The organism is Ferrovibrio sp., assembly GCF_046297895.1.
Classification (GTDB): Bacteria; Pseudomonadota; Alphaproteobacteria; order Ferrovibrionales; family Ferrovibrionaceae; genus Ferrovibrio.
This window is the reverse complement of record NZ_JBKBHC010000007.1, coordinates 1-18,768: the sequence shown is the minus strand read 5'-3', so window position 1 is coordinate 18,768 and position 18,768 is coordinate 1. Positions and strand designations below refer to the sequence as shown.

The 18,768-nt window shown below is 67.3% G+C and carries 18 protein-coding genes and 1 tRNA gene; 11 read left to right on the top strand and 8 right to left on the bottom strand.

What is annotated here, in order from left to right; translation table 11 throughout:
• Window positions 1-7 precede the first annotated feature (7 nt).
• From ACK4FK_RS13000 to hemP, 3 genes are all read left to right on the top strand, one after another.
• Window positions 8-715 carry a 2OG-Fe(II) oxygenase gene (locus tag ACK4FK_RS13000; RefSeq protein ID WP_409745390.1) on the top strand — a complete coding sequence of 236 codons (708 nt, stop codon included), beginning with the start codon at window positions 8-10 and terminating at the stop codon, window positions 713-715.
• A gap of 131 nt (window positions 716-846) precedes the next feature.
• Complete coding sequence (locus tag ACK4FK_RS12995; protein ID WP_409745389.1) at window positions 847-1,077, top strand: hypothetical protein; 231 nt, start codon at window positions 847-849, stop codon at window positions 1,075-1,077.
• 178 nt (window positions 1,078-1,255) lie between these two features.
• Window positions 1,256-1,468, top strand: a complete 213-nt coding sequence (hemP, locus tag ACK4FK_RS12990; protein WP_409745388.1) for a hemin uptake protein HemP — start codon at window positions 1,256-1,258, stop codon at window positions 1,466-1,468.
• Between the two features lie 236 nt (window positions 1,469-1,704).
• Here hemP and ACK4FK_RS12985 read toward each other — a convergent pair whose 3' ends face one another.
• The 4 genes from ACK4FK_RS12985 to tsaD all read right to left on the bottom strand — a co-directional run bounded on the left by ACK4FK_RS12985 (window position 1,705) and on the right by tsaD (window position 4,668).
• Window positions 1,705-2,064 carry a Rieske (2Fe-2S) protein gene (locus ACK4FK_RS12985; protein ID WP_409745387.1) on the bottom strand — a complete coding sequence of 120 codons (360 nt, stop codon included), beginning with the start codon at window positions 2,062-2,064 and terminating at the stop codon, window positions 1,705-1,707.
• Window positions 2,065-2,184: 120 nt separating this feature from the next.
• On the bottom strand, window positions 2,185-2,598 hold the full coding sequence (locus ACK4FK_RS12980; RefSeq protein ID WP_409745386.1) for an EVE domain-containing protein: 414 nt from the start codon (window positions 2,596-2,598) through the stop codon (window positions 2,185-2,187).
• Window positions 2,599-2,600: 2 nt separating this feature from the next.
• Window positions 2,601-3,587 carry an NAD(P)H-dependent glycerol-3-phosphate dehydrogenase gene (locus ACK4FK_RS12975; RefSeq protein ID WP_409745385.1) on the bottom strand — a complete coding sequence of 329 codons (987 nt, stop codon included), beginning with the start codon at window positions 3,585-3,587 and terminating at the stop codon, window positions 2,601-2,603.
• A gap of 10 nt (window positions 3,588-3,597) precedes the next feature.
• Window positions 3,598-4,668: a tRNA (adenosine(37)-N6)-threonylcarbamoyltransferase complex transferase subunit TsaD gene (tsaD, locus tag ACK4FK_RS12970; RefSeq protein ID WP_409745384.1), complete on the bottom strand. Its 1,071-nt coding sequence runs from the start codon at window positions 4,666-4,668 to the stop codon at window positions 3,598-3,600.
• A gap of 90 nt (window positions 4,669-4,758) precedes the next feature.
• On the opposite strand from tsaD, the gene hemC reads away from it, so the two are divergent.
• Genes hemC through ACK4FK_RS12950 form a run of 4 tightly spaced genes read left to right on the top strand, consistent with a single transcriptional unit; the run spans window position 4,759 to window position 8,844 of the window.
• A complete protein-coding gene (gene hemC, locus ACK4FK_RS12965; protein WP_409745383.1) occupies window positions 4,759-5,700 on the top strand; it encodes a hydroxymethylbilane synthase in 942 nt (313 codons plus the stop codon).
• 5 nt (window positions 5,701-5,705) lie between these two features.
• On the top strand, window positions 5,706-6,437 hold the full coding sequence (locus ACK4FK_RS12960; RefSeq protein ID WP_409745382.1) for a uroporphyrinogen-III synthase: 732 nt from the start codon (window positions 5,706-5,708) through the stop codon (window positions 6,435-6,437).
• Window positions 6,434-7,507, top strand: coding sequence for a COG4223 family protein (locus ACK4FK_RS12955; RefSeq protein WP_409745381.1), 1,074 nt, complete (start codon window positions 6,434-6,436; stop codon window positions 7,505-7,507). Before ACK4FK_RS12960 ends, ACK4FK_RS12955 begins: the two co-directional genes overlap by 4 nt.
• Before the next feature lie 2 nt (window positions 7,508-7,509).
• Window positions 7,510-8,844 (top strand): heme biosynthesis HemY N-terminal domain-containing protein, encoded by a 1,335-nt coding sequence (locus tag ACK4FK_RS12950; RefSeq protein WP_409745380.1) that lies wholly within the window; start codon window positions 7,510-7,512, stop codon window positions 8,842-8,844.
• Window positions 8,845-8,851: 7 nt separating this feature from the next.
• Here ACK4FK_RS12950 and ACK4FK_RS12945 read toward each other — a convergent pair whose 3' ends face one another.
• Window positions 8,852-9,484 carry a glutathione S-transferase family protein gene (locus ACK4FK_RS12945; RefSeq protein ID WP_409745379.1) on the bottom strand — a complete coding sequence of 211 codons (633 nt, stop codon included), beginning with the start codon at window positions 9,482-9,484 and terminating at the stop codon, window positions 8,852-8,854.
• 189 nt (window positions 9,485-9,673) lie between these two features.
• Here ACK4FK_RS12945 and ACK4FK_RS12940 point away from each other — a divergent pair.
• The 3 genes from ACK4FK_RS12940 to ACK4FK_RS12930 all read left to right on the top strand — a co-directional run bounded on the left by ACK4FK_RS12940 (window position 9,674) and on the right by ACK4FK_RS12930 (window position 11,893).
• Window positions 9,674-9,749: transfer RNA gene (locus tag ACK4FK_RS12940), tRNA-Thr, on the top strand.
• Window positions 9,750-10,059: 310 nt separating this feature from the next.
• A complete protein-coding gene (locus ACK4FK_RS12935; RefSeq protein WP_409745378.1) occupies window positions 10,060-10,623 on the top strand; it encodes a PAS domain-containing protein in 564 nt (187 codons plus the stop codon).
• Window positions 10,624-10,669: 46 nt separating this feature from the next.
• Complete coding sequence (locus ACK4FK_RS12930) at window positions 10,670-11,893, top strand: methyl-accepting chemotaxis protein (protein WP_409745377.1); 1,224 nt, start codon at window positions 10,670-10,672, stop codon at window positions 11,891-11,893.
• A 37-nt stretch (window positions 11,894-11,930) separates the two neighbouring features.
• On the opposite strand, the gene ACK4FK_RS12925 is transcribed toward ACK4FK_RS12930, so the two are convergent.
• The gene (locus tag ACK4FK_RS12925) at window positions 11,931-15,077 is read right to left on the bottom strand and encodes an EAL domain-containing protein (RefSeq protein ID WP_409745376.1); all 3,147 of its coding nucleotides are present in this window, start codon (window positions 15,075-15,077) and stop codon (window positions 11,931-11,933) included.
• Window positions 15,078-15,259: 182 nt separating this feature from the next.
• Here ACK4FK_RS12925 and ACK4FK_RS12920 point away from each other — a divergent pair, with 182 nt between their 5' ends.
• The gene (locus tag ACK4FK_RS12920; RefSeq protein WP_409745375.1) at window positions 15,260-15,907 is read left to right on the top strand and encodes an FMN-binding negative transcriptional regulator; all 648 of its coding nucleotides are present in this window, start codon (window positions 15,260-15,262) and stop codon (window positions 15,905-15,907) included.
• Between the two features lie 6 nt (window positions 15,908-15,913).
• Here ACK4FK_RS12920 and ACK4FK_RS12915 read toward each other — a convergent pair whose 3' ends face one another.
• On the bottom strand, window positions 15,914-18,361 hold the full coding sequence (locus tag ACK4FK_RS12915; RefSeq protein ID WP_409745374.1) for a methyl-accepting chemotaxis protein: 2,448 nt from the start codon (window positions 18,359-18,361) through the stop codon (window positions 15,914-15,916).
• Window positions 18,362-18,493: 132 nt separating this feature from the next.
• Window positions 18,494-18,768 (bottom strand): methyl-accepting chemotaxis protein (locus ACK4FK_RS12910; protein WP_409745373.1); only part of this gene is annotated, 275 nt, incomplete at its 5' end.

Sequence of the window (18,768 nt, the reverse complement as noted above, 5' to 3'; positions counted from 1 at the left end):
TGCCGCCATGACCAACATAGCCTCCCGTATCGCCGCCCTCGACTGGCCCGCCCTGCATGCCACCCTCAATGAACGCGGTTTCGCCGTCACGCCGCCGCTGCTCTCCGAATCCCAATGCCGCAACCTGGTCGCGCTGTATGACCGGCCCGACGGCTTCCGCAGTCGCGTGGTGATGCAGCGCCATGGCTATGGCCAGGGCGAATACCGCTATTTCCAGTATCCGCTGCCCGAATCCGTGCAGGCCCTGCGCGAGGGGCTGTATCCGAATCTGGTGCCGCTGGCCAATGACTGGCAGCGGCGTATGGGTCTGCCCATGCGCTTCCCATCGCAGCATGAGGACTACAAGGCCCTCTGCCATGCCGCCGGCCAGACGCGGCCGACGCCGCTGCTGCTGAAATACGGTCCGGGCGACTACAATCGTCTGCACCAGGATCTCTACGGCGAGATGGTGTTTCCGCTCCAGGCCACCCTGTTGCTCAGTGATCGCAGTGATTTCGAGGGCGGCGACTTCGTGCTGGTGGAAAACAAGCCGCGCGCCCAAAGCCGTGCCGAGGTGGTGCCGCTGCAGCGCGGCATGGCGGTGATTTTCGCGGTGAACCGGCGCCCGGTGCGGGGGCAGCGCGGCGACTACCGCGTCGCGCTGCGGCATGGCGTCAGCACCTTGCGGCGCGGCGAACGCCATACGCTGGGTGTGATCTTCCACGATGCCGGCTGAGTCGCCGCAAGGTGTGACAGCGCTCACGTCACGAAAAGACCGCAATGTCGTCACACCCTCTGCATGCTTGCCCCGCTAGGATGAGCGCCATACCTGAACAGTCAGGTGGTTTTGAGTGGAAGGAGAGGGCGATGCAGGAGAGGCACGAGACGACCATGACGGCAGCCGGCGCGACGGCGAAGACCGGCAAGCAGGTCTGCTGGTTCGGCCGCGAACCGGCCCTCAGCGACATGCTGGCCGATCCGATCACCCAGATGCTGATGCGCCGCGACGGCGTGCAGGAAGGCGAGGTCCGCCGGCTGGTGGCCCGGTTGCAGCAGCGCCGGGTATCCGCCGGCCTGGACCAGATGGCTGCCGGCTGACGCCGCATCATTCGCCGCAACGGGAAAGCCCGCCTGCGAAAGGCATTTCCGGCGGGCTTTTTGCGGCGGATAAAATGATAATCATTATCACTTGCATTCGCAGGTGATCTTCCCTATCCTGACTCCAACATGCCGGTCGCGGGGCAAAGGCCTGTGCGGCCGCGTGACGGGGCACAGAATGGGTATGACGGAGCTTGATCGGGCCCGCCTTGGCGGGCAGGCCCAGACGGAGGGCGAGGCGGAGACTGTGGCATTGGCGCTGGACGGCGGTCTGCCGCGGCTGTCCAGCCGGACGCTGTTCCGCGCCGCCCGCGAAATCATCATCGAGCATGACGGCGCCGATTACCGCCTGCGGCTCACCGCCAACGGCAAACTGATCCTGACGAAATGACCGGACGTTGAGGGCATGACCACGCAGACCGCATCCATGGCCGCACCGATCAACCTGCTGGGCCAGGCTTTGCTTGGCGTGATTCAGGCCTGCCGCGACATCCGCGTGATCAGCCGCGCCGGCTGAACGGGCCCGACAACGAGATACGCAAAACGGCTGCTGCAGCTCCCTCCCACCCTGCCTGCGGTTGCCGTGCGGCCGGTGATGCCTCCCTCGGCATCCCGGCCGCATTCGTTTCAGGCAGCGACCACCCAGCCCGCATCATCCAGGCGCACGGCGAAGGGGATCAGGCTTTTGCCCTTGCAGGGGCCGAGGAAACACTGGCCGCTTTCCGGCGCGAACAGCGCGCCATGGGTGCCGCATTGCAGGGCCGACATGTCGCGGTTGAAAAAGGCATCGGGCCGCCAGTCCAGCGAGGTGCGTGCATGCGGGCATTCATTCACATAGCCCAGCACCGCACCCTGCCAGCGCAGCACGAAACACTCGAACCGTTCCTTGCCCGCGCCGAAGGTCAGGCCCTTCGCGCCGGGCTCCGGGATGTCGGCCAGCGCGACCAGCCGCGTGCCGGGTGATGGCTGGTTGGGGCGGGTGGTCATGGCACTAGCACCATAACCTTATTCGTCATGCTCGGACTTGGTCCGAGCATCCACGAGTTTTTTGGGAAGCAGGGCGTGGATGCCCGGCACGAGGCCGGGCATGACGGTGTTTCGTCACAATCACGCACTCACGCCGCCCATCTTGCAGATCAGCTTCCAGCTCGCCGCATCCACCGGTGAAACCGACAGCCGCGACTGCCGCAGCAAAGCCAGATCCTTCAGCTTCGGTTCCGCCTTGATCTGTGCGAGCGTGACGGGCGTCTTCATCGGCATCAGCGCCTTCACGCTCACCATGCCGAACTTGCCGGTCTCGTCGGTCGGGTCGGGGTGATAGAGCTTGCATACCTCGACGATGCCGACGATCTGCTTCTCGTCGACCGAGTGGTAGAAGAAGGCGCGGTCGCCGAGTTTCATGGCCTTCATGTTGTTGGCGGCCTGGTAATTGCGCACGCCATTCCAGCTCTCGACCTTCTTCTTCACCTGCTGCTCCCACGACCAGGCGGAAGGCTCGGATTTCATCAGCCAGTAGTTCATGCTCAGTCCTCGGTTTTAAACGGTCGCGCCAGCAGGGCGGTCAGCATGGCCTCGATCCCGGCGCCTTTATGCAGCACGGCATCCACCGCCTGGCAGATCGGCATCTCGATGTGATGGGCGCGCGCCAGCGTGTCGATGGCCTGCGCGGTATGCACGCCCTCGGCCACGGTGCGCCGGCCAGCCATGATCTCGGTCAGGCTTTTGCCCTCGCCCAAAGCGATGCCGAGCGACAGGTTGCGCGATTGCGGCCCGGTGCAGGTCAGCACCAGATCGCCAAGGCCCGAGAGGCCCATCAGCGTCTCGCGTTTCGCGCCCAGTGCCAGACCCAGCCGGCTCATTTCGGCCAGGCCGCGCGTGATCAGCGCGGCGCGCGCATTGTCGCCCAGCTTGCGCCCCATCACGATGCCGCAGGCAATCGCCAGCACGTTCTTGACCGCGCCGCCGATCTGCGCGCCGGTCACGTCATCGGACAGATACGGCCGGAAGGTCGGCCGGCCCAGGCGCTGCACCAGGGCCGCGCCCAGGGCAGCATCATGGCAGGCGAGCGTCGCCGCCGCCGGCAGGCCACGCGCGACTTCCATGGCAAAGGTCGGCCCGGTCAGGATCGCCACCGGCCGCGCCGGCAGCACATCGTACAATACTTCACTGGGCAGCTTGCCGCTGCCGATCTCCACGCCCTTGGCGGCGATCACCAGCGGCGCATGGCCGGGCAGAGTTTTCCAGATCTGCTGCGCGAAACTGCGCAATGTCTGCGCCGGCACGGCCAGCACCAGCGCGTCGCAATCCCTCAGCATGGCCAGATCGCCGGTGGCCTTCAGGCTGGCGGGCAGTTTTACATCGGGCAGATACAGCGTATTGGCATGTTGCGTGTTGATGTCATCGACAACCTCGGCATTGCGCGCCCAGATCAGCGTATCGCCATGCTCGGCCGAAAGCGCGGCGAGTGCGGTGCCCCAGGCGCCGCCACCGATGACGCCGATGCGTTTCATGCCCGCCCCCTCACGCCTTGGCCCCGGCAAACGGTTTTGCCGCCGCCGCCGCATCCAGCGGCCAGCGCGCCCGCGCCGGCGCTTCCAGCGTGTCGGTCATCCCTAGACGAAACCGCTCCAGCCCGGCCCAGGCGATCATCGCGCCATTGTCGGTGCAGAGTTTCAGCGGCGGCGCGGTGAAAGCCATGCCGTGTTCCTCGGCCAGCGCCACCAGGCCCTCGCGCAGCGTGGCATTCGCCGCCACGCCGCCGGCCACCACGAAATGTTTCCCGCGTGCACCATGAGATTCATCGAACATCGCGATCGCATGGCGCGTGCGGTCCAGGATCACGGCCATCACCGTGGCCTGGAAACTGGCGGCCAGATCGGCCTTATCCTGTTCGGAAGGATCGGACCCACAACTTTCCAGCGCCAGCCGCACGGCGGTCTTCAGACCGGAGAAACTGAAATCGCAACCCGGCTTGCGCCATAACGGTCGGGGCAGCTCGAAACGCGTCGCATCGCCCTGGCGCGCCAGCCGCTCGATGGCCGGCCCGCCGGGATAGCCCAGGCCCAGCAGCTTGGCGGTCTTGTCGAAGGCCTCGCCGGCCGCATCGTCGATGGTGGTGCCCAGCCGGCGGTATTGCCCCACGCCCTCGACGATCAGGAACTGGCAATGCCCGCCCGAAACCAGCAGCAGCAGATAGGGGAACGGCACGTCGTCGCTCAGGCGCACCGACAGCGCGTGGCCTTCCAGGTGGTTCACGGCGATCAGCGGCTTGCCGGCCGCCCAGGCCAGCGTCTTGGCCGTCATCAGGCCCACCATCACGCCGCCGATCAGGCCAGGTCCGGCGGTGGCGGCGATGGCGTCCAGATCGGCCAGGTCCAGGCCGGCCGCCTTCAGGCTCTCGGCCACCAGGCCATCCAGATGCTCGATATGGGCGCGGGAGGCGATTTCGGGCACCACGCCGCCATAGGGCGCATGTTCCCTCAGTTGCGAGAACAGGCTATGACTGACGATGCGCCGCGCCGGATCGCCCGTATCCTGCACCACGGCACAGGCGGTTTCGTCGCAACTGGTTTCGATGCCCAGAACAAGCATCCGCCGGGGGTCCGTGTCGGTTTCAGTCGGTAAAAGATATAGAGTAGGCCTAGCATTATGACACCGCCGCAGCAAGCGCAGGGTAGGCACGTGAATCCTGGCAAACCCGTCCTCACTATTGGCACGCGCGGCTCGCCTCTGGCGCTGGCCCAGGCACACGAGACCCGCGACCGCCTGCTGGCCGCGCATCCCGACCTGCGCGAGGCCGACATCGCCATCCGCATCATCAAGACGACGGGCGACCAGATCCAGGACCGGGCGCTGGCCGAGGCCGGCGGCAAGGGCCTGTTCACCAAGGAGATCGAGGACGCCCTGCTGGATGGCGGTATCGACCTCGCCGTGCATTCCATGAAGGACATGCCGACCCAGCTGCCGGCCGGCTTGATGATGGCGGCCTATCTGCCGCGCGAGGACGTGCGCGACGTGCTGCTGGCGCTCAGGCCCACGCCGCTTTACGCCCTGCCGCAGGGCGCCATCGTCGGCACATCGTCGCTGCGGCGCAAAGCCTTCCTGCTGGCGCGCCGACGCGACCTGCAGGTCGTCACCTTCCGCGGCAACGTGCAGACCCGCCTGCGCAAGCTGGAAGAGGGCATCGTCTCGGCCACCTTCCTTGCCCTGGCCGGCCTGCACCGCCTGAAGCTAGCTCCGCCTGGCATGCAGGTGCTCTCCACCGACGACATGCTGCCGGCCGTGGCGCAGGGCGCCATCGGCATCGAATGCCGCGACGGCGATACCCGCGTGCTGGATTTTCTAAAGCCGCTCGATGATCAGCCCACGCGCCTGCGCGTCGAGGCCGAGCGCGCGCTGCTCGCCGTGCTGGATGGTTCCTGCCGCACGCCGATTGCCGCATTGGCCGAACTTGACGGCCCAGGGGAAAATCCTGGGATGCGCCTGCGCGGTGCCATCGCGCGCCCCGATGGCAGCGAACTGATCGAAATCGAACGCAACGGCGCGGCAAAAGACGGCGTGGCAATGGGTCGTGATGCGGGCGGTGAACTGAAAGGCCGCATCGGCCCGGATTTTTTTCAATAGCTGAGATGCGCGCGCTGATCACGCGGCCGGCCGCCGAGGCGCAAAGCCTGCAACAGAAGCTGCAGACGCGCGGCATCGGGTCGGATTGCGCGCCGCTGCTGGACATCCGCATTCGCAACGACGCCGTCCTGCCGCTCGACGGCGTGACGGCCCTGCTGTTTACCTCGGTCAACGGCCTGCGGGGCTTCATCGCCAACTGCAACCACCGGGACCTTGCCGTCTATGCCGTGGGTGAAACCACGGCGGCAGCGGCACGCCAGGCCGGTTTCGCCCGGGTCGAGGCGGCCGGCGGCGATGTGGAAAAACTCGCGGCGCTGGTGCGCCAGCGGCACCGGCCGCAAGACGGCGCAATGCTGCATGCGGCTGGCGCCACGCTGGCGGGCGATCTGCAGGCGATGCTGCAGGCCGATGGCTACGATGTGCGCCGCGTCACGCTCTATGCGGCCGAACCCGCTGCAGCCCTGCCCGCTGCGGTGGCCGCTGATTTTGCCGCCGGGCGTTATGGCGCAGCGCTGTTTTTCTCTCCCCGCACGGCGGCGGTATTTGTTACGCTGGCCCGGCAGGCCGGGATCGGCCGCGGCGCGTCCGCCTGCACGGCGCTGGCGCTCAGCGCCAATGTGGCAACGGCCCTGGCGCCGCTGGGCTGGGCGGAGATCCGTGTCGCGGCCATGCCGCGCGAGGGTGATATGCTCGCTCTGCTGCATGGAATCACAACGAACCGGTCGGATGGATCATGAGCGACAAGCCGCATAGCCAGGACAAGATCATCGATGCCGAGGTCGAGCCGCTTGGCGGCAAGCGCAGCGGCAGCCGCACGGCGATCCTGCTGGTTGGCGCGGTGATCGTCAGCATCGTGGTTGCGGTCGGCTGGCATTTCTGGAGCAGCGGCAGGCTGGATGCCGTGTTCGCCGGCAAACCCGCCGCGCCGCCATCGACCGCCACGCCGCAATCCGTGCCGCAGGCTGCCCCGGCGGTGGCCCTCGCCCCGGCGGCCACTCCTGCGGCCGATCCGTCTTTGCTGATGCGCCTTGAAGAGCAGGAAAAGCGCCTCGCTGCACTGACCGCCAGCCTGGAGCGGCTGCAGCAGCTTCCCGCCGCCGGCACCGGCACCGATCCCGTCCTGCTGCAGAAGCTGGCCGATCTGGAGCAGCAGGTGGCCAGCCTGCGCCAGACGCAGGACGCCAATGCGGCGCAGCGCACCGCGCTGCAAAGCCAGATCGCCGATCTGCAGGCGCGGTTCACGGCGTTGAGCGAAGCGCGGCTGCAGGCGCTGCGCGAACCCTTGCTGCAGCTCATCGCGTTTTCGGAAGCGCGCGAACTGGCGCGGCGCGGCAGCAGCTTCGCGCGCGAGGCCACGCTGCTGGGCGGTTATGCCGAGGCCCAGGGCGGCGCGCTGAAATCCGCCTTCGCCGGCCTGCAGCCCTTTGCTGAGCGCGGCATTCCGTCGGCTATCGTGCTGGCCGCACGTTTCCCCGCCCTGGCCGAGCAGCAGCGCGCCACGCCATCCGCCGATGCCGTCAATGCCGCCGACAAACCCTGGTGGCAGCGCGCCGTCGACCGCATCACAGGCCTGGTCAGCATCCGCCGGGTCGGCAGCGTCGACAGCGCATCCGCCGAAGGCAGACTGGATGCCGCCGAAACCGCCCTGCGCGGCGGCGACCTGGCGGCGGCCCTGGCGGCCCTGGACGGCGTGGCATTGATCCCGGCCCTGCAGGACTGGCGCGAGCAGGCACAGGCGCGGCTCGATCTGGATGCCGCGCTGGATGCCCATGGCGCGGCCTTGCGCAATCATCTGGCGATCCGCTGACCATGCTGCGCTTGCTGAAGACGGCAATCGCCCTCGCCCTGCTGATGGCGGTGGCAGCGCTGGCCGCCTGGATCGCCGACCAGCCCGGCCGCGTGCGCATCGCGTGGTTCGATCACATCGTGGAAGCCCCGGCGCCGCTGCTGGCGCTGGGCGTCGTGCTGCTGGTCGCGGCGGCCTTCATCCTGACATGGATCTTCGCCTGGGCCGCGGCGCTGCCGCAGCGCCGCCGGCTGAAGCGCCAGGCGAGAGGCTACGCCAATTTCGCCGCCGGCATGGTGGCCGTGGCCGCCGGCGAGGCGGATCGCGCCGCGAAGCTGGCGGCGAAAGCGCAGGGCCAGCTCGACGATCCCGCGCTGGCACGCCTGCTGGCGGCCCATGCGGCGCAGCTCGCCGGCAAAACGGACGAGGCGCAGCGCGCCTTCGCGGCGCTCAGCCAGGATCCCGGCACCGCCTTCCTCGGCACGCGCGGCCTGCTGGCCGATGCGCGCAGCCGCGGTGACCGCGCCGCCGCACTGCAGCTTGCCGCCCGCGCCTCCGCGCTGCGGCCGGCCTCGCCCTTTGCCGCCGAAGCCGAATTGCAGCTGCTGGTCGAAGCCGGCGACTGGGCCGGCGCGCGCAGACGGCTGGAGCAGGCTCGCCGCAGGAAAGCCGTCAGCCGCGAGGCCGCCGCCGCGCTCGATGCGCGGCTCGAGCTGGCCGAGGCGCAGGCGGCGCTGCAAGCGGGCGATCTGCGCATGGCGCGCCAGCACGCCGAGAAGGCAGCGAAGCTGCTGCCCGAACATCCGGCGCCGCCTTTGCTGCTGGCCCGTGCAGCCGAAAAGGAGTCCGGGCATCACGCGCTGCGCGAGGCAGCGGCGCGGCTGCTGCGCGCCGCCTTCGCCCGCCGGCCATCCGAAGCGCTGGCGAATGCCTGGCTCGGCCTGCAGCAGGATGTTCTGCCCGCCGATCTGGTGGCACGGGCCGAGGCCTTCGTGGCCGAACGCCGGCCGGAGGTGGAAAGCCGTCTGCTGCTGGCCGCCGCCGCGCTGCAGGCGCATGACTTTTCCGCCGCACGCGCCGCCCTCGACCAGATTGGCAACCGGGGAGGCAGTTGGGCGGCGCGGCTGCAGGCCCGGCTGGCGGAAGAGGGCGATGGCGATGCCGTCGCCGCCGACCGCTGGCGCGAGAGCATCCGCAGCGAACTGTGGCAGTGCGGCCATTGCGGCAGCGGCCATGGCGACTGGCATCTGCTCTGCCCCGATTGCGGCAGCTTCGACAGCCTCGACCCGACGCGGCTGGGCGAGGCGATGCCGCTGGCTGTCGCGCCGCGCCCCCTGCTGATGCTGGAAAAACCCTGACGGCGGCTTAAGCCGCGTCCTGATCGCCCTTGGGCAGCAGGTCGTAAGGCAGCTTGAATCCCGGCAGCGCGGCCAGCCGCTCCCACCAGGATTTCACGTTGGCGTAGTCGGCCGGCTCGAACTTGGCCTCGGCCATATGCACCACCGCGGCGAAGACCGCGATATCGGCGATCGTCGGCCGTTCACCCACCAGGAAACGCTTGCCTTCCAGCAGGGCGTTAAGCTGGCCCAGCACCATGTCGGCGTATTTGCGCATGTAGTCCAGCACGGCGGGATCGGGCTTGGCGAAACGTTCGAAGAAGCGCGTGCGGCTCAGGCTCGATTCCAGGCGGTCGGTCTCCCACATCAGCCATTCGCGAATGCGCTGGTGCTCCTCCGGCGTGGCGCCGCCGAACTTGCCGGTCTGTTCGGCCAGATAGACCAGGATGGCGGCGGACTGGCACATGCGCAGGCCGTTATGCACCAGGGCGGGCACCTGGCCGAAACGGTTCAGCGCCAGGAAGTCGGGCGTCTTGTGCTGGCCCTTGGCCAGATCGACATGGCGGTAATCGTAGGGCAGGCCGCACAGGGTCAGCATCAGCCCGACCTTGTAGGTCGGGGCGGACAGAAAACTTCCATACAGCGTGTAAATGGCGGCCATGCGCGAATTCCCCCTCTGGCGCTTCTGCCCGGTCGGCGTCGTCATGCGCTGACGTCACCCCTGCGACGACGTCAACTGATTGGACCGCCGGTATTATTTTGGCCGGTTTTGCGACTTGCCAAGCCGGTCGGCGGCCCGTATTTTCCGCGCGCGGCCGGCCCGGGTCAACCCGGGCCGTTCGGCCGCTCAGCCGGCGTAGCTCAGTTGGTAGAGCAAGACTTTCGTAAAGTCGAGGTCGGGGGTTCGAGTCCCTCCGCCGGCACCATTTCTCTCACAGCCTCTTCTTTTCTCACAGCCCTCCGCCTTCGCCGGTTTCATCGCATGGCCGCGGTGGGCCACCAGCCCGGCGCCGGGATTTTGCGCGCGTAAATCGTATTGACTCACTAACAGATCGCGGCACTATGCGTTTTTGCATATATCCTCAATGGGGAGGCGCAATCTCAGGCTGCGGTTTATTTGCCCCTAATCAAAAAAATACGCCGCAAGCGGATGACCGCATGACCATCTTCTGTGATCTTCCAGCCAGCACGCATCTACGGCGCAGAAAACATGCCTGACGTTAAAACCGGGAGGGAATGATGCAGCGCCCGCAGCCCACCAAGACCGAACGAACGTTTGGTGAGGACGAGATCATCGTCAGCAAGACCGATGCCAGGGGCCGCATCCTGTATGCCAACGAGGTCTTCTGCCGCGTCGGCCTGTACGAGGAGCATGAGCTGGTCGGCCAGCCGCATTCCATCGTGCGCCATCCCGACATGCCGCGTGCGGTGTTTCATCTGCTGTGGCAGACGATATCCAGTGGCCGCGAGATCTTCGCCTATGTGAAGAACATGGCCAAGAACGGCGATTATTACTGGGTCTTCGCCCATGTGACGCCCAGCTATGGCAGGGATGGCCAGATCGACGGCTATCATTCCAACCGCCGCAAGCCGGATGCCGCCGCGCTGCGCCAGATCGAAACGCTGTATGCCCAGCTTCTGCAGGAGGAGGGCCGCCATGCAGACCGCAAACAGGGCATGGAAGCCAGCGTTAAACTGCTGCAGGGCATCCTGGCCGAACGCGGCCAGAGCTATGAGGAATTCGTGTTCTCGCTCGATGAGGCCGAGCGCAATACCGGCGCCGGGAAACAGGCGGCCTGAGAACTGCCGCAGGCTGGAACGCGCGTAAAAGGATCGGAGGGCGATAATGGCTTTATTCGGCAAGGATCGGCGGCAGAAGGTGCTCGACGAACTGGCGACGGTCTGCGACAAGGCGGCAGCCGGCGATCTGTCGGTCCGCGTTGTCGATACCCAGTCGCACGGCGAGCTGGCGCCGGTGATGCAGAGCCTGAACCGCCTGCTCGACCGCACCGACGCCTTCATCCGGGAATCCGGCGCTTCGCTCACCTATGCCGCCGAAGGCAAATTCTACCGGCCCTTCCTGCTGCGTGGCATGCCCGGCGATTTCCGCCGCGGTGCCCAGGTGATCAACAATGCCCGCGATTCCATGCGCCGGAAGGCCGAGGCCGCCGCTGCCTTGGAAAAGCAGGTGGCCGAACAGCGCGCCGCGATGGAAGCGCAGGCCCGCAGCGAGCGCCAGAAGCTGGCCGACCAGTTCGAGCGCGACGTGATGTCGGTTGTCGGCGCCGTGCAGGGGGCCACCAGCGCGCTGCACGAAAACGCCGCCACCATGGCCAGCGAAATCCAGGCCGTGCATGTGAAGGCGGATTCCGTGTCGCAATCGGCCGGCAACGCCACGCATAATGCCCAGGCCGTGGCCGCCGCCGCCGAACAGCTCAGCGCCTCGGTCGCCGAGATCGACCGTCAAGTCCGCGATTCCCGCGGCGCCAGCGAGGCGGTGAAGGAGGAAGTTTCGCGGGCCAGTCTGGCCGTGCAGGAACTCGCCAGCGCCAACCGCAAGATCGACGAGGTGGTGGAATTCATCAAGTCGGTCGCCTTCCAGACCAACCTGCTGGCGCTGAATGCCAGCGTGGAGGCGGCGCGCGCCGGCGAGGCCGGCAAGGGCTTTGCCGTGGTGGCGCAGGAGGTGCGCAACCTTGCGCAGAAGACGGCGGAAGCAGCCAAGAGCATCGCCGACCAGATCGCCGCGATCCAGCATGCCTCCGACAAGACCATCTCGGCCATCGAAGTGATCAAGGCCCAGTCGGAAACCCTGAACGAACGCGTCGGCCTGATGTCGGAGTCGGTGCAGGAACAGGCCGGCGCCACCGAAAATATCAGCAACAACATCCAGGATGCCGCCGCCGGCATCGAAAGCGTGTCGTCGAATGTGCACGAGATCGGTTCTGCTGCCGCAACCGCCGGCGAGGCGGCTGGCCAGGTCAGCAGCGCGGTCGACAGCCTGAACGGCCAGGCCAGCCAGCTCGGTGCGCAGGTGCGCAGTTTCCTGAGTTATATCCGCTCGCTCTGACGCCGTCGCCGCGGCTGCCGCGCGGCGGCCTTTATGATCAGTCGACCGGCGCCTTGAGGCTGAAGTCGCGCATGAAGGCGGGCAGGGCCTCGGCCGGCATCGGCGGCGCGATCAGATAGCCCTGGCCATAATCGCAGCCGGCACGGCGCAGGAAAGCGAGCTGCGCCTCGGTCTCGATCCCCTCGGCAACCACTCTCATCCCCAGGTCATGGGCGATGTCGATGATGGTGCGCACCAGCCGCTCGCCGCGCTCGGAGCCGATTTCCCACACGAAGGCATGGTCGATCTTCACCAGATGCGCCGGCAGGCGGGCCAGATAGCTGAGCGAGGAATAACCGGTGCCGAAATCATCCAGCGCGATCCTGATGCCTGATCGCGCCAGACGGTCGAGCGTATCCAGATGGGCGCGGTCGCCGCTCATCATCAGGGTTCCCGTGATCTCGATGGTCAGCGGCTGCGCGATGCCGGACAGGCTTTCCACCGCCGCCACCACCCGGGTTTCGAAATCCCCGGCCTTGATCTGCTCGGGCGAGACATTGATCGCAACGTCCACATCCAGCCCGGCGTCGCGCCAGGCGCGGCGCTGGCGCACGGCCTCAGCCAGAACGCGGTCGCCCAGCAATCCGATCAGGCCGTAGGATTCGGCGAAGGGAATGAACTGCACCGGACCCAGCAGGCCGCGCTGGGGATGCTGCCAGCGGATCAGTCCCTCGGTCTTGACGATCCGGCCGCTATTGAGATCGGCGATCGGCTGATAATGCAGCACCAGCTCGTCGTTCTGCAGCGCGCTGCGCAGTTCGGCGACGATGGTCAGTCGCTCGTCGACGGTTTCCTGCATGTCGCTGGTAAAGAAGCGGCAGGCGTTGCGGCCGGCATCCTTGGCGGCATACATCGCGGCATCGGCATGCTTGATCAGGTCGTCGCCGGCGCGCCCGTCATTGGGAAACACGCTGATGCCGATGCTGCCCGAGATGAAGTAGTCGTGGCCCTCGATGCGATAGGCGCGTGCCAGTGTCGCGTTGATCTTCTCCGCCACCAGCCGGGCGTCTTCCGCCGTACCGATCTCGTCCAGCAGCACCACGAATTCATCGCCGCCGAGGCGGGCCACCGTGTCGCTTTCGCGCACCGCGGCCTGCAGGCGGCGCGCCGTCTCCACCAGCAGGGCGTCGCCTGCCGTATGGCCGAGCGAGTCGTTGATTTCCTTGAAATGATCCAGGTCGATCAGCAGCACGGCACCGGGCCGGCCATGCCGCATCGCGCGCATGATGGCCTGGTTCAGGCGGTCGTTCAGCAGGCGGCGATTGGGCAATTCTGTCAGCATGTCGTAATTGGCCTGCCACAGAACCCTGGCCTCGGCTTCTTTGCGGCTGGTGATGTCGACGAACATGCCGATATAGCTGGTCGGGTTTCCTGCCGCATCGTTGATGCGGGTGATCGACAGCCACTCGCAATACACGTTGCCGTCCTTGCGCCGGTTCCATACCTCGCCCTGCCACAGGCCGGTCGTGCGCAGCGACTGCCACATCGCGGCATAGAAATCGCGATCCTGCCGGCCGGACGACAGCAGCGCCGGATTGCGGCCCAGCACCTCGACGGCCTCGTAACCGGTGATCGCGGTGAAGGCCGGATTGACGGCCGATATGTTGTTGTCGCGATCGCAGACGATGATGGCCTGCGGCGAATTGTCGAACACGGCGGCGGCCTGGCGCAGTTGCAACTCCATGGCCTTGCGCGGGGTGATGTCGGAATGCGTGCCCACGGCGCGCAGCGGACGGCCGTTCTCGTCATGGGCGACGATCTTGCCGCGCACCAGGGCCCACATATAGCTGCCTGACTTGGTGCGCAGCCGCGTCTCGATGTTCAGTCGCTCGGTTTCGCCGTTGCGGAAGGCGTTCAGCCGCTGTATCGCCTGCTTGGCGTCCAGCGGATGCAGCAGGTTGAACACGGTCTGCAGCATCGGCGGCAATTCGCTGCTGCGATAGCCCATGCGCGCCAGGAACAGCGGGCTGAACTCCATGTGGTCGCTGGCGATATCGTATTCCCACACGCCTTCCTCGGCGCCGTCCAGGGCGTGTTTCAGCCGGGCCTCGCTGCGGCGCAGGGCCTGCTCGCGGCTGTTCACCGCCTCGATCAGCCGGTTGACGCCGCGGATGATGGTCTGGATCTCCAGTGCGCCGCGTGGCCGAAGCGCCTCGACCGGCTCGCCCTGGGCGGCGCGGTGCAGCAGCGATGCCAGATCGTAGACCGGTTCGGTGACACGGCGGCCGATCAGGCGCAGGAGGACCAGCATGGCGGCAATCGCGGCCAGTCCGAGGGCGACCTGCAGGCCTGCCGCCCGCCAGACCTGCTCCAGCAGCGGCTCGGCGGGCAGGGTCGCCACGACGCGCCAGCCGGCCCGGGGCAGGTCGCGGGCGGCGGCGATCACGCTTTTTGGCATGCGGTCGTCATGCACCAGGGGTGCGGCGGCCAGGTCCTCCGCGCTTTGCCCGAACAGGCGCCAGTCCGGGGCCGGACGGCCGATCCGCACCGCCGGATTGCTGCTCAGGATCACGTTGCCGCGCGGGCTGATCACATAGACGTCGCTGTTGGCGGTGCGGTTCTCCGTGGCGGTCGGGAGAGTCTCGAGGTCGAGCGGCAGCAGCACCGCGCCGTCCAGTTGGCCGGCGGCATTGCGCAGCGGCATGGCAAAGGAGACCAGCATGCGGTCGGTGATGGTGCCGCGCACCGGCTCGCTGATGGCGAAACCGCTCTGGAAATTTCCCTGGCCAAACCGCTCCAGCAACGAGGGCCATGAACGCGTCTGCGGCTGCTGGCGCGACAGAGGCGATGCGGAACAGATCGGCACGCCATTGGCATTCACCGTCACCAGGGTGGTGTAGCGCGGCAGCAGCAGGGTGGAATCGTCGAACACCTCGCGGCAGCGCTGCGGGTCCAGCGCTGCGATGCCCGGGTGTCGCACCAGATTGCTCAGGATGCGTTCGGAATTGTCGATGATCGTGGCGGCCTGGGCGGCGGCGGCCGTCATCTCGGCGGCGGCCTGGGCGGCGGCGATCCGGGTACGGTAATCGCCGAGGATGTGCAGCCCCAGTGCCGCCAGCAGGCACAGGGCCACGCTGGCGAGCAGGAGCTGGACATAGTGCCGCAACGGCCTTGCCTGCTGGGCGGAAGGATCGGTTCCTGCCATGCAGCATGGGCTACTCCAGGCCCATCGGAAAAATAAGGTATAGATTTGATAATACGTCGAAAACCGTCCCTTTCGGGGGCCCGGACCGTGACAATCGGGGTGCAATTTCCCGCTTGCCTGACAGGGCCGGACGGATGTTTGATCGCGCCCCGCCCGCAACCCATCCGCCCCCGGTCCGCCCGATGTATGTCCCCGCCCATTTCGCCGTCCGTGACGCGGCGCCCCTGCAGGCGCTGATCGCTGCGAATGCCTTCGGTCTGCTTATTTCTCCTCCCGCCGGGCCGGGCGGCATGGTCGCCAGCCATGTGCCATTCCTCTACGAGCCCGATCCGGCCCCGCATGGCCGGCTGGTCTGCCATCTGGCGGCGGCCAACGGACAGGCGGCGGCGCTGGATGGGCAGGAGGTGCTCTGCATCTTCCAGGGCGTGCATGGCTATGTGTCGCCGAACTGGTATGCCAAGAAGCCGGCGGTGCCGACCTGGAACTACACGGCCGTTCATGCCTATGGCCGGGCCAGCACGACCCGCGATCCGGCACGGCTGCGCGACATCGTCGATCGCCTGTCCGCGATTTACGAAGGTCCCGGGGGCTGGAAACTGAGCGACGAGCCGGACAGCTTTGCCGAAAGCATGCTGCGCGGCATTGTTGGGATCGAAATCCCGGTCGACCGGCTGGAGGGCAAGTTCAAGCTGAGCCAGAACCGGCCGGCTGCGGACGTGGCCGGCGTGATCGCCAATCTGCGCCGCCTGGGCGGCGATGCCAATCTTGCGCTGGCCGATGCCATGCAGCAGGCAGCGGACGATGCCGCCGCCCGGCGGGCCCGCGACTAGCCCCGGCTAGTCGGCGGCATCCTTCGCAGCATCGCCGTCGTCGCCGGTTTCGCCATTCCCGGCCTCGCCGGCCTCCAGCGTGTCGACCTCGGCCTGGGCCAGCCGGTCGTTTGCCGCCACCGTGCCCTCGAAGCGGAAATGTCCAACCAGTTCGGCGAGCTGCCGCGCCTGGTTGGCCATGGCCTGCGCCGAGGCATTGGTCTGCTCGACCAGGGCGCCGTTGCGCTGGGTCATCTCGTCCATGTTGACCACGGCCCCGTTTACTTCCTCCAGCCCGCGCGCCTGCTCCGCCGAGGCCGCCGCGATCTCGGCCACGATGTCCGACACCTTCTTGATCGCGGTCACGATCTCGCTCAGCGACGCGCCGGTCTGGTTCACCAGCGCCGCGCCCGTCTTCACCTGGGCATTCGATTCCGTGATCAGCGCCTTGATGTCCTTCGACGCGTTGGCCGAACGCTGGGCCAGGGCGCGCACCTCCTGCGCCACCACGGCAAAGCCCTTGCCGGCCTCGCCGGCGCGGGCGGCTTCCACACTGGCATTCAGCGCCAGCAGGTTGGTCTGGAAGGCGATCTCGTCGATCAGCGACACGATGTCGGAGATCTTGCGGGCGCTCTCCTCGATCTGCGTCACCGCCGAGACCGCCCGGCCCACCACGCCACCGCCCTTCTCCGCCGTGTCGCGGGCCGCCACCGCCAGCTGGTTCGCCGCCTGGGCATTGTCGGCATTCTGCTTCACCGTCGCCGTCACCTCGTGCATCGAGGCGGCCGTCTGCTCCAGCGCCGCCGCCTGGCTCTCCGTGCGCTGCGCCAGGTCCTGGCTGCCCGTCGAGATCTCCGCCGAGGCGTCGCGCACCTGGGCCGCGGCCGATGCCAGCTGCTTCATGGTTGCGGCCAGGCGGTCGCTCACCTGGTTGGCGTCGCTGGCCAGCCGGGCGAACAGGCCCTGGTAATTGCCGCGGATGCGGTGGGTCAGGTCGCCGTCGGCCATCTTGTGCAGCATGCCGCCCAGGTCGCCCAGCGCCCGATCGACGGTGCCGAGCAACTGATTGACGCCCTCGCCCAGTTCGCGCATCACGCCATCGATGCGCGTGGTGTCGATGCGCTGGCCCAGATCGCCGGCATTGGCGGCGCCGACGATCTCGCCCACCGCGCTTTTCAGCAGGGCTTCCTGCGCCTTGCGTTCGGTTTCGAAGCGCTCGCGGTCGGCCTCGATCTGGCCCTGCAGCTTGTCGGCCTCCTGGCCCTGTTCCTTGAAGACCTGCACGGCCCGCGCCATGTCGCCGATCTCGTCGGTGCGGTCCAGGCCGCTCACCTCGGTCTGCCAGTCGCGCTTGGCCAGGCGGTCCATGGTGCCGGTGGTGGCCACGATCGGATCGATCACGCGGCGACCGATATACAGCCAGCCGATCACCACGGCGGAAATCAGGCAGATCGCCGCGATGATGGCCATGCTGGTCTGCGCGATGTTGATGGCGGTCATCGAGGCCCGGGTCGATGTGTCGGTGTCGTCGCGCGCCGCCATCACCAGTTGGTCCACCGCGTCGGCCAGGGCCGAGGCCGCCGAACGCGCCTCGCCGAGCGCCGCCACCGCCTGACGCGCCGCCGCCAGTTCCTGCATGCGCACCTGGAACAGGCCCTGGTCGCCTTCGCTCACCTTGGCCATCGCCTCGACGGCCTCGGCGATTTCCTTGTTGGGAAACACCGACTGCACGGTATCGAGCGAGCGCAGCATCTCGGCCTTGGTGTTGATGTTGTCGACCTGGATCAGCTCGACCTGCTCGGGCGAGTCGGCCTGGGCGGCCACCGCCAGCATGCCGACGGTGAGGTTCACCTTGGCCACCAGATCCTGAATGGCACGGGCACCGGCCACCTGCTTGTCGAGGATGCTCTGGATCATCTCCGAGGCACCCTGGCCGGTAGCCCGCGACACCAGTTCGAATTCCATCGTCATGTCCATCACCGCCTGGTCCACCGCCGGCTGGGACAGGAACAGGAAGTTGGCATGGTTGTCGGTCAGCGTCTTGGTCAGGTCCTGCCGCTTGGCGGCGAGCGCCAGGCGCTCTTTCACCGACTCGTCGATGCGTTGCATGGCATCGGCCAGGCGCACCACGGTGCCTTCCACCTCCTCGCGGATTTCGGCCGGCACGTCGCTGCGCTTCACCTGGGCCACGGTGCGGTCGATCTGCACCAGCTTGGCCTGCAGCTCGCCCAGGGCCGCCTTGCGTTCGCCCTCGCCGGCCGCATAGGCCAGCGTCGGGGCGGCGGCGGCCAGATCGGCGCTCTGCGCCGCCAGGGTGAGGGCGGCGCTTACCGCAGGAATGCTGCGTTCGGTCACGCCGCTCAGCGCGCCACGCACCTGACCGAAAAAGGCGAACGAGATCAGGCTGGAGATCACCGCCATCGCGGCGATCACGCCGACGGCGAGGAAAAGTTTCTGACGGATGCCGAGACGCATTCTTGCGCTCCCCCACTATGACTCTGTGGATGGAATTTGCGCCCCGGCGGCACGCGGTGCAACCCTTAAACGCTTTTCACAACTTATGGTTAAGGCCGATCGTCAGGGCGTTTACGCAACGGCAGTTCCAATTCAGAGCTTGAAGAAGCCGACCAGTTCAGCCAACTGCCGGCCCTGATCGGCCAGCGCCTGGGCCGAGGCCGAGGTCTGCTCGACCAGCGCGCCGTTGCGCTGGGTCATCTCGTCCATGCCGGCCACGGCGGTGTTGATCTGCTCCAGACCCGTGGCCTGCTCGCGGCTGGCGGCGGCGATCTCGGCCACGATGTCCGACACCTTCTTGATCGAGGTCACGATATCGGTCAGCGACTGGCCGGTGCGGCCGACCAGATCGGCGCCGGTCTTCACCT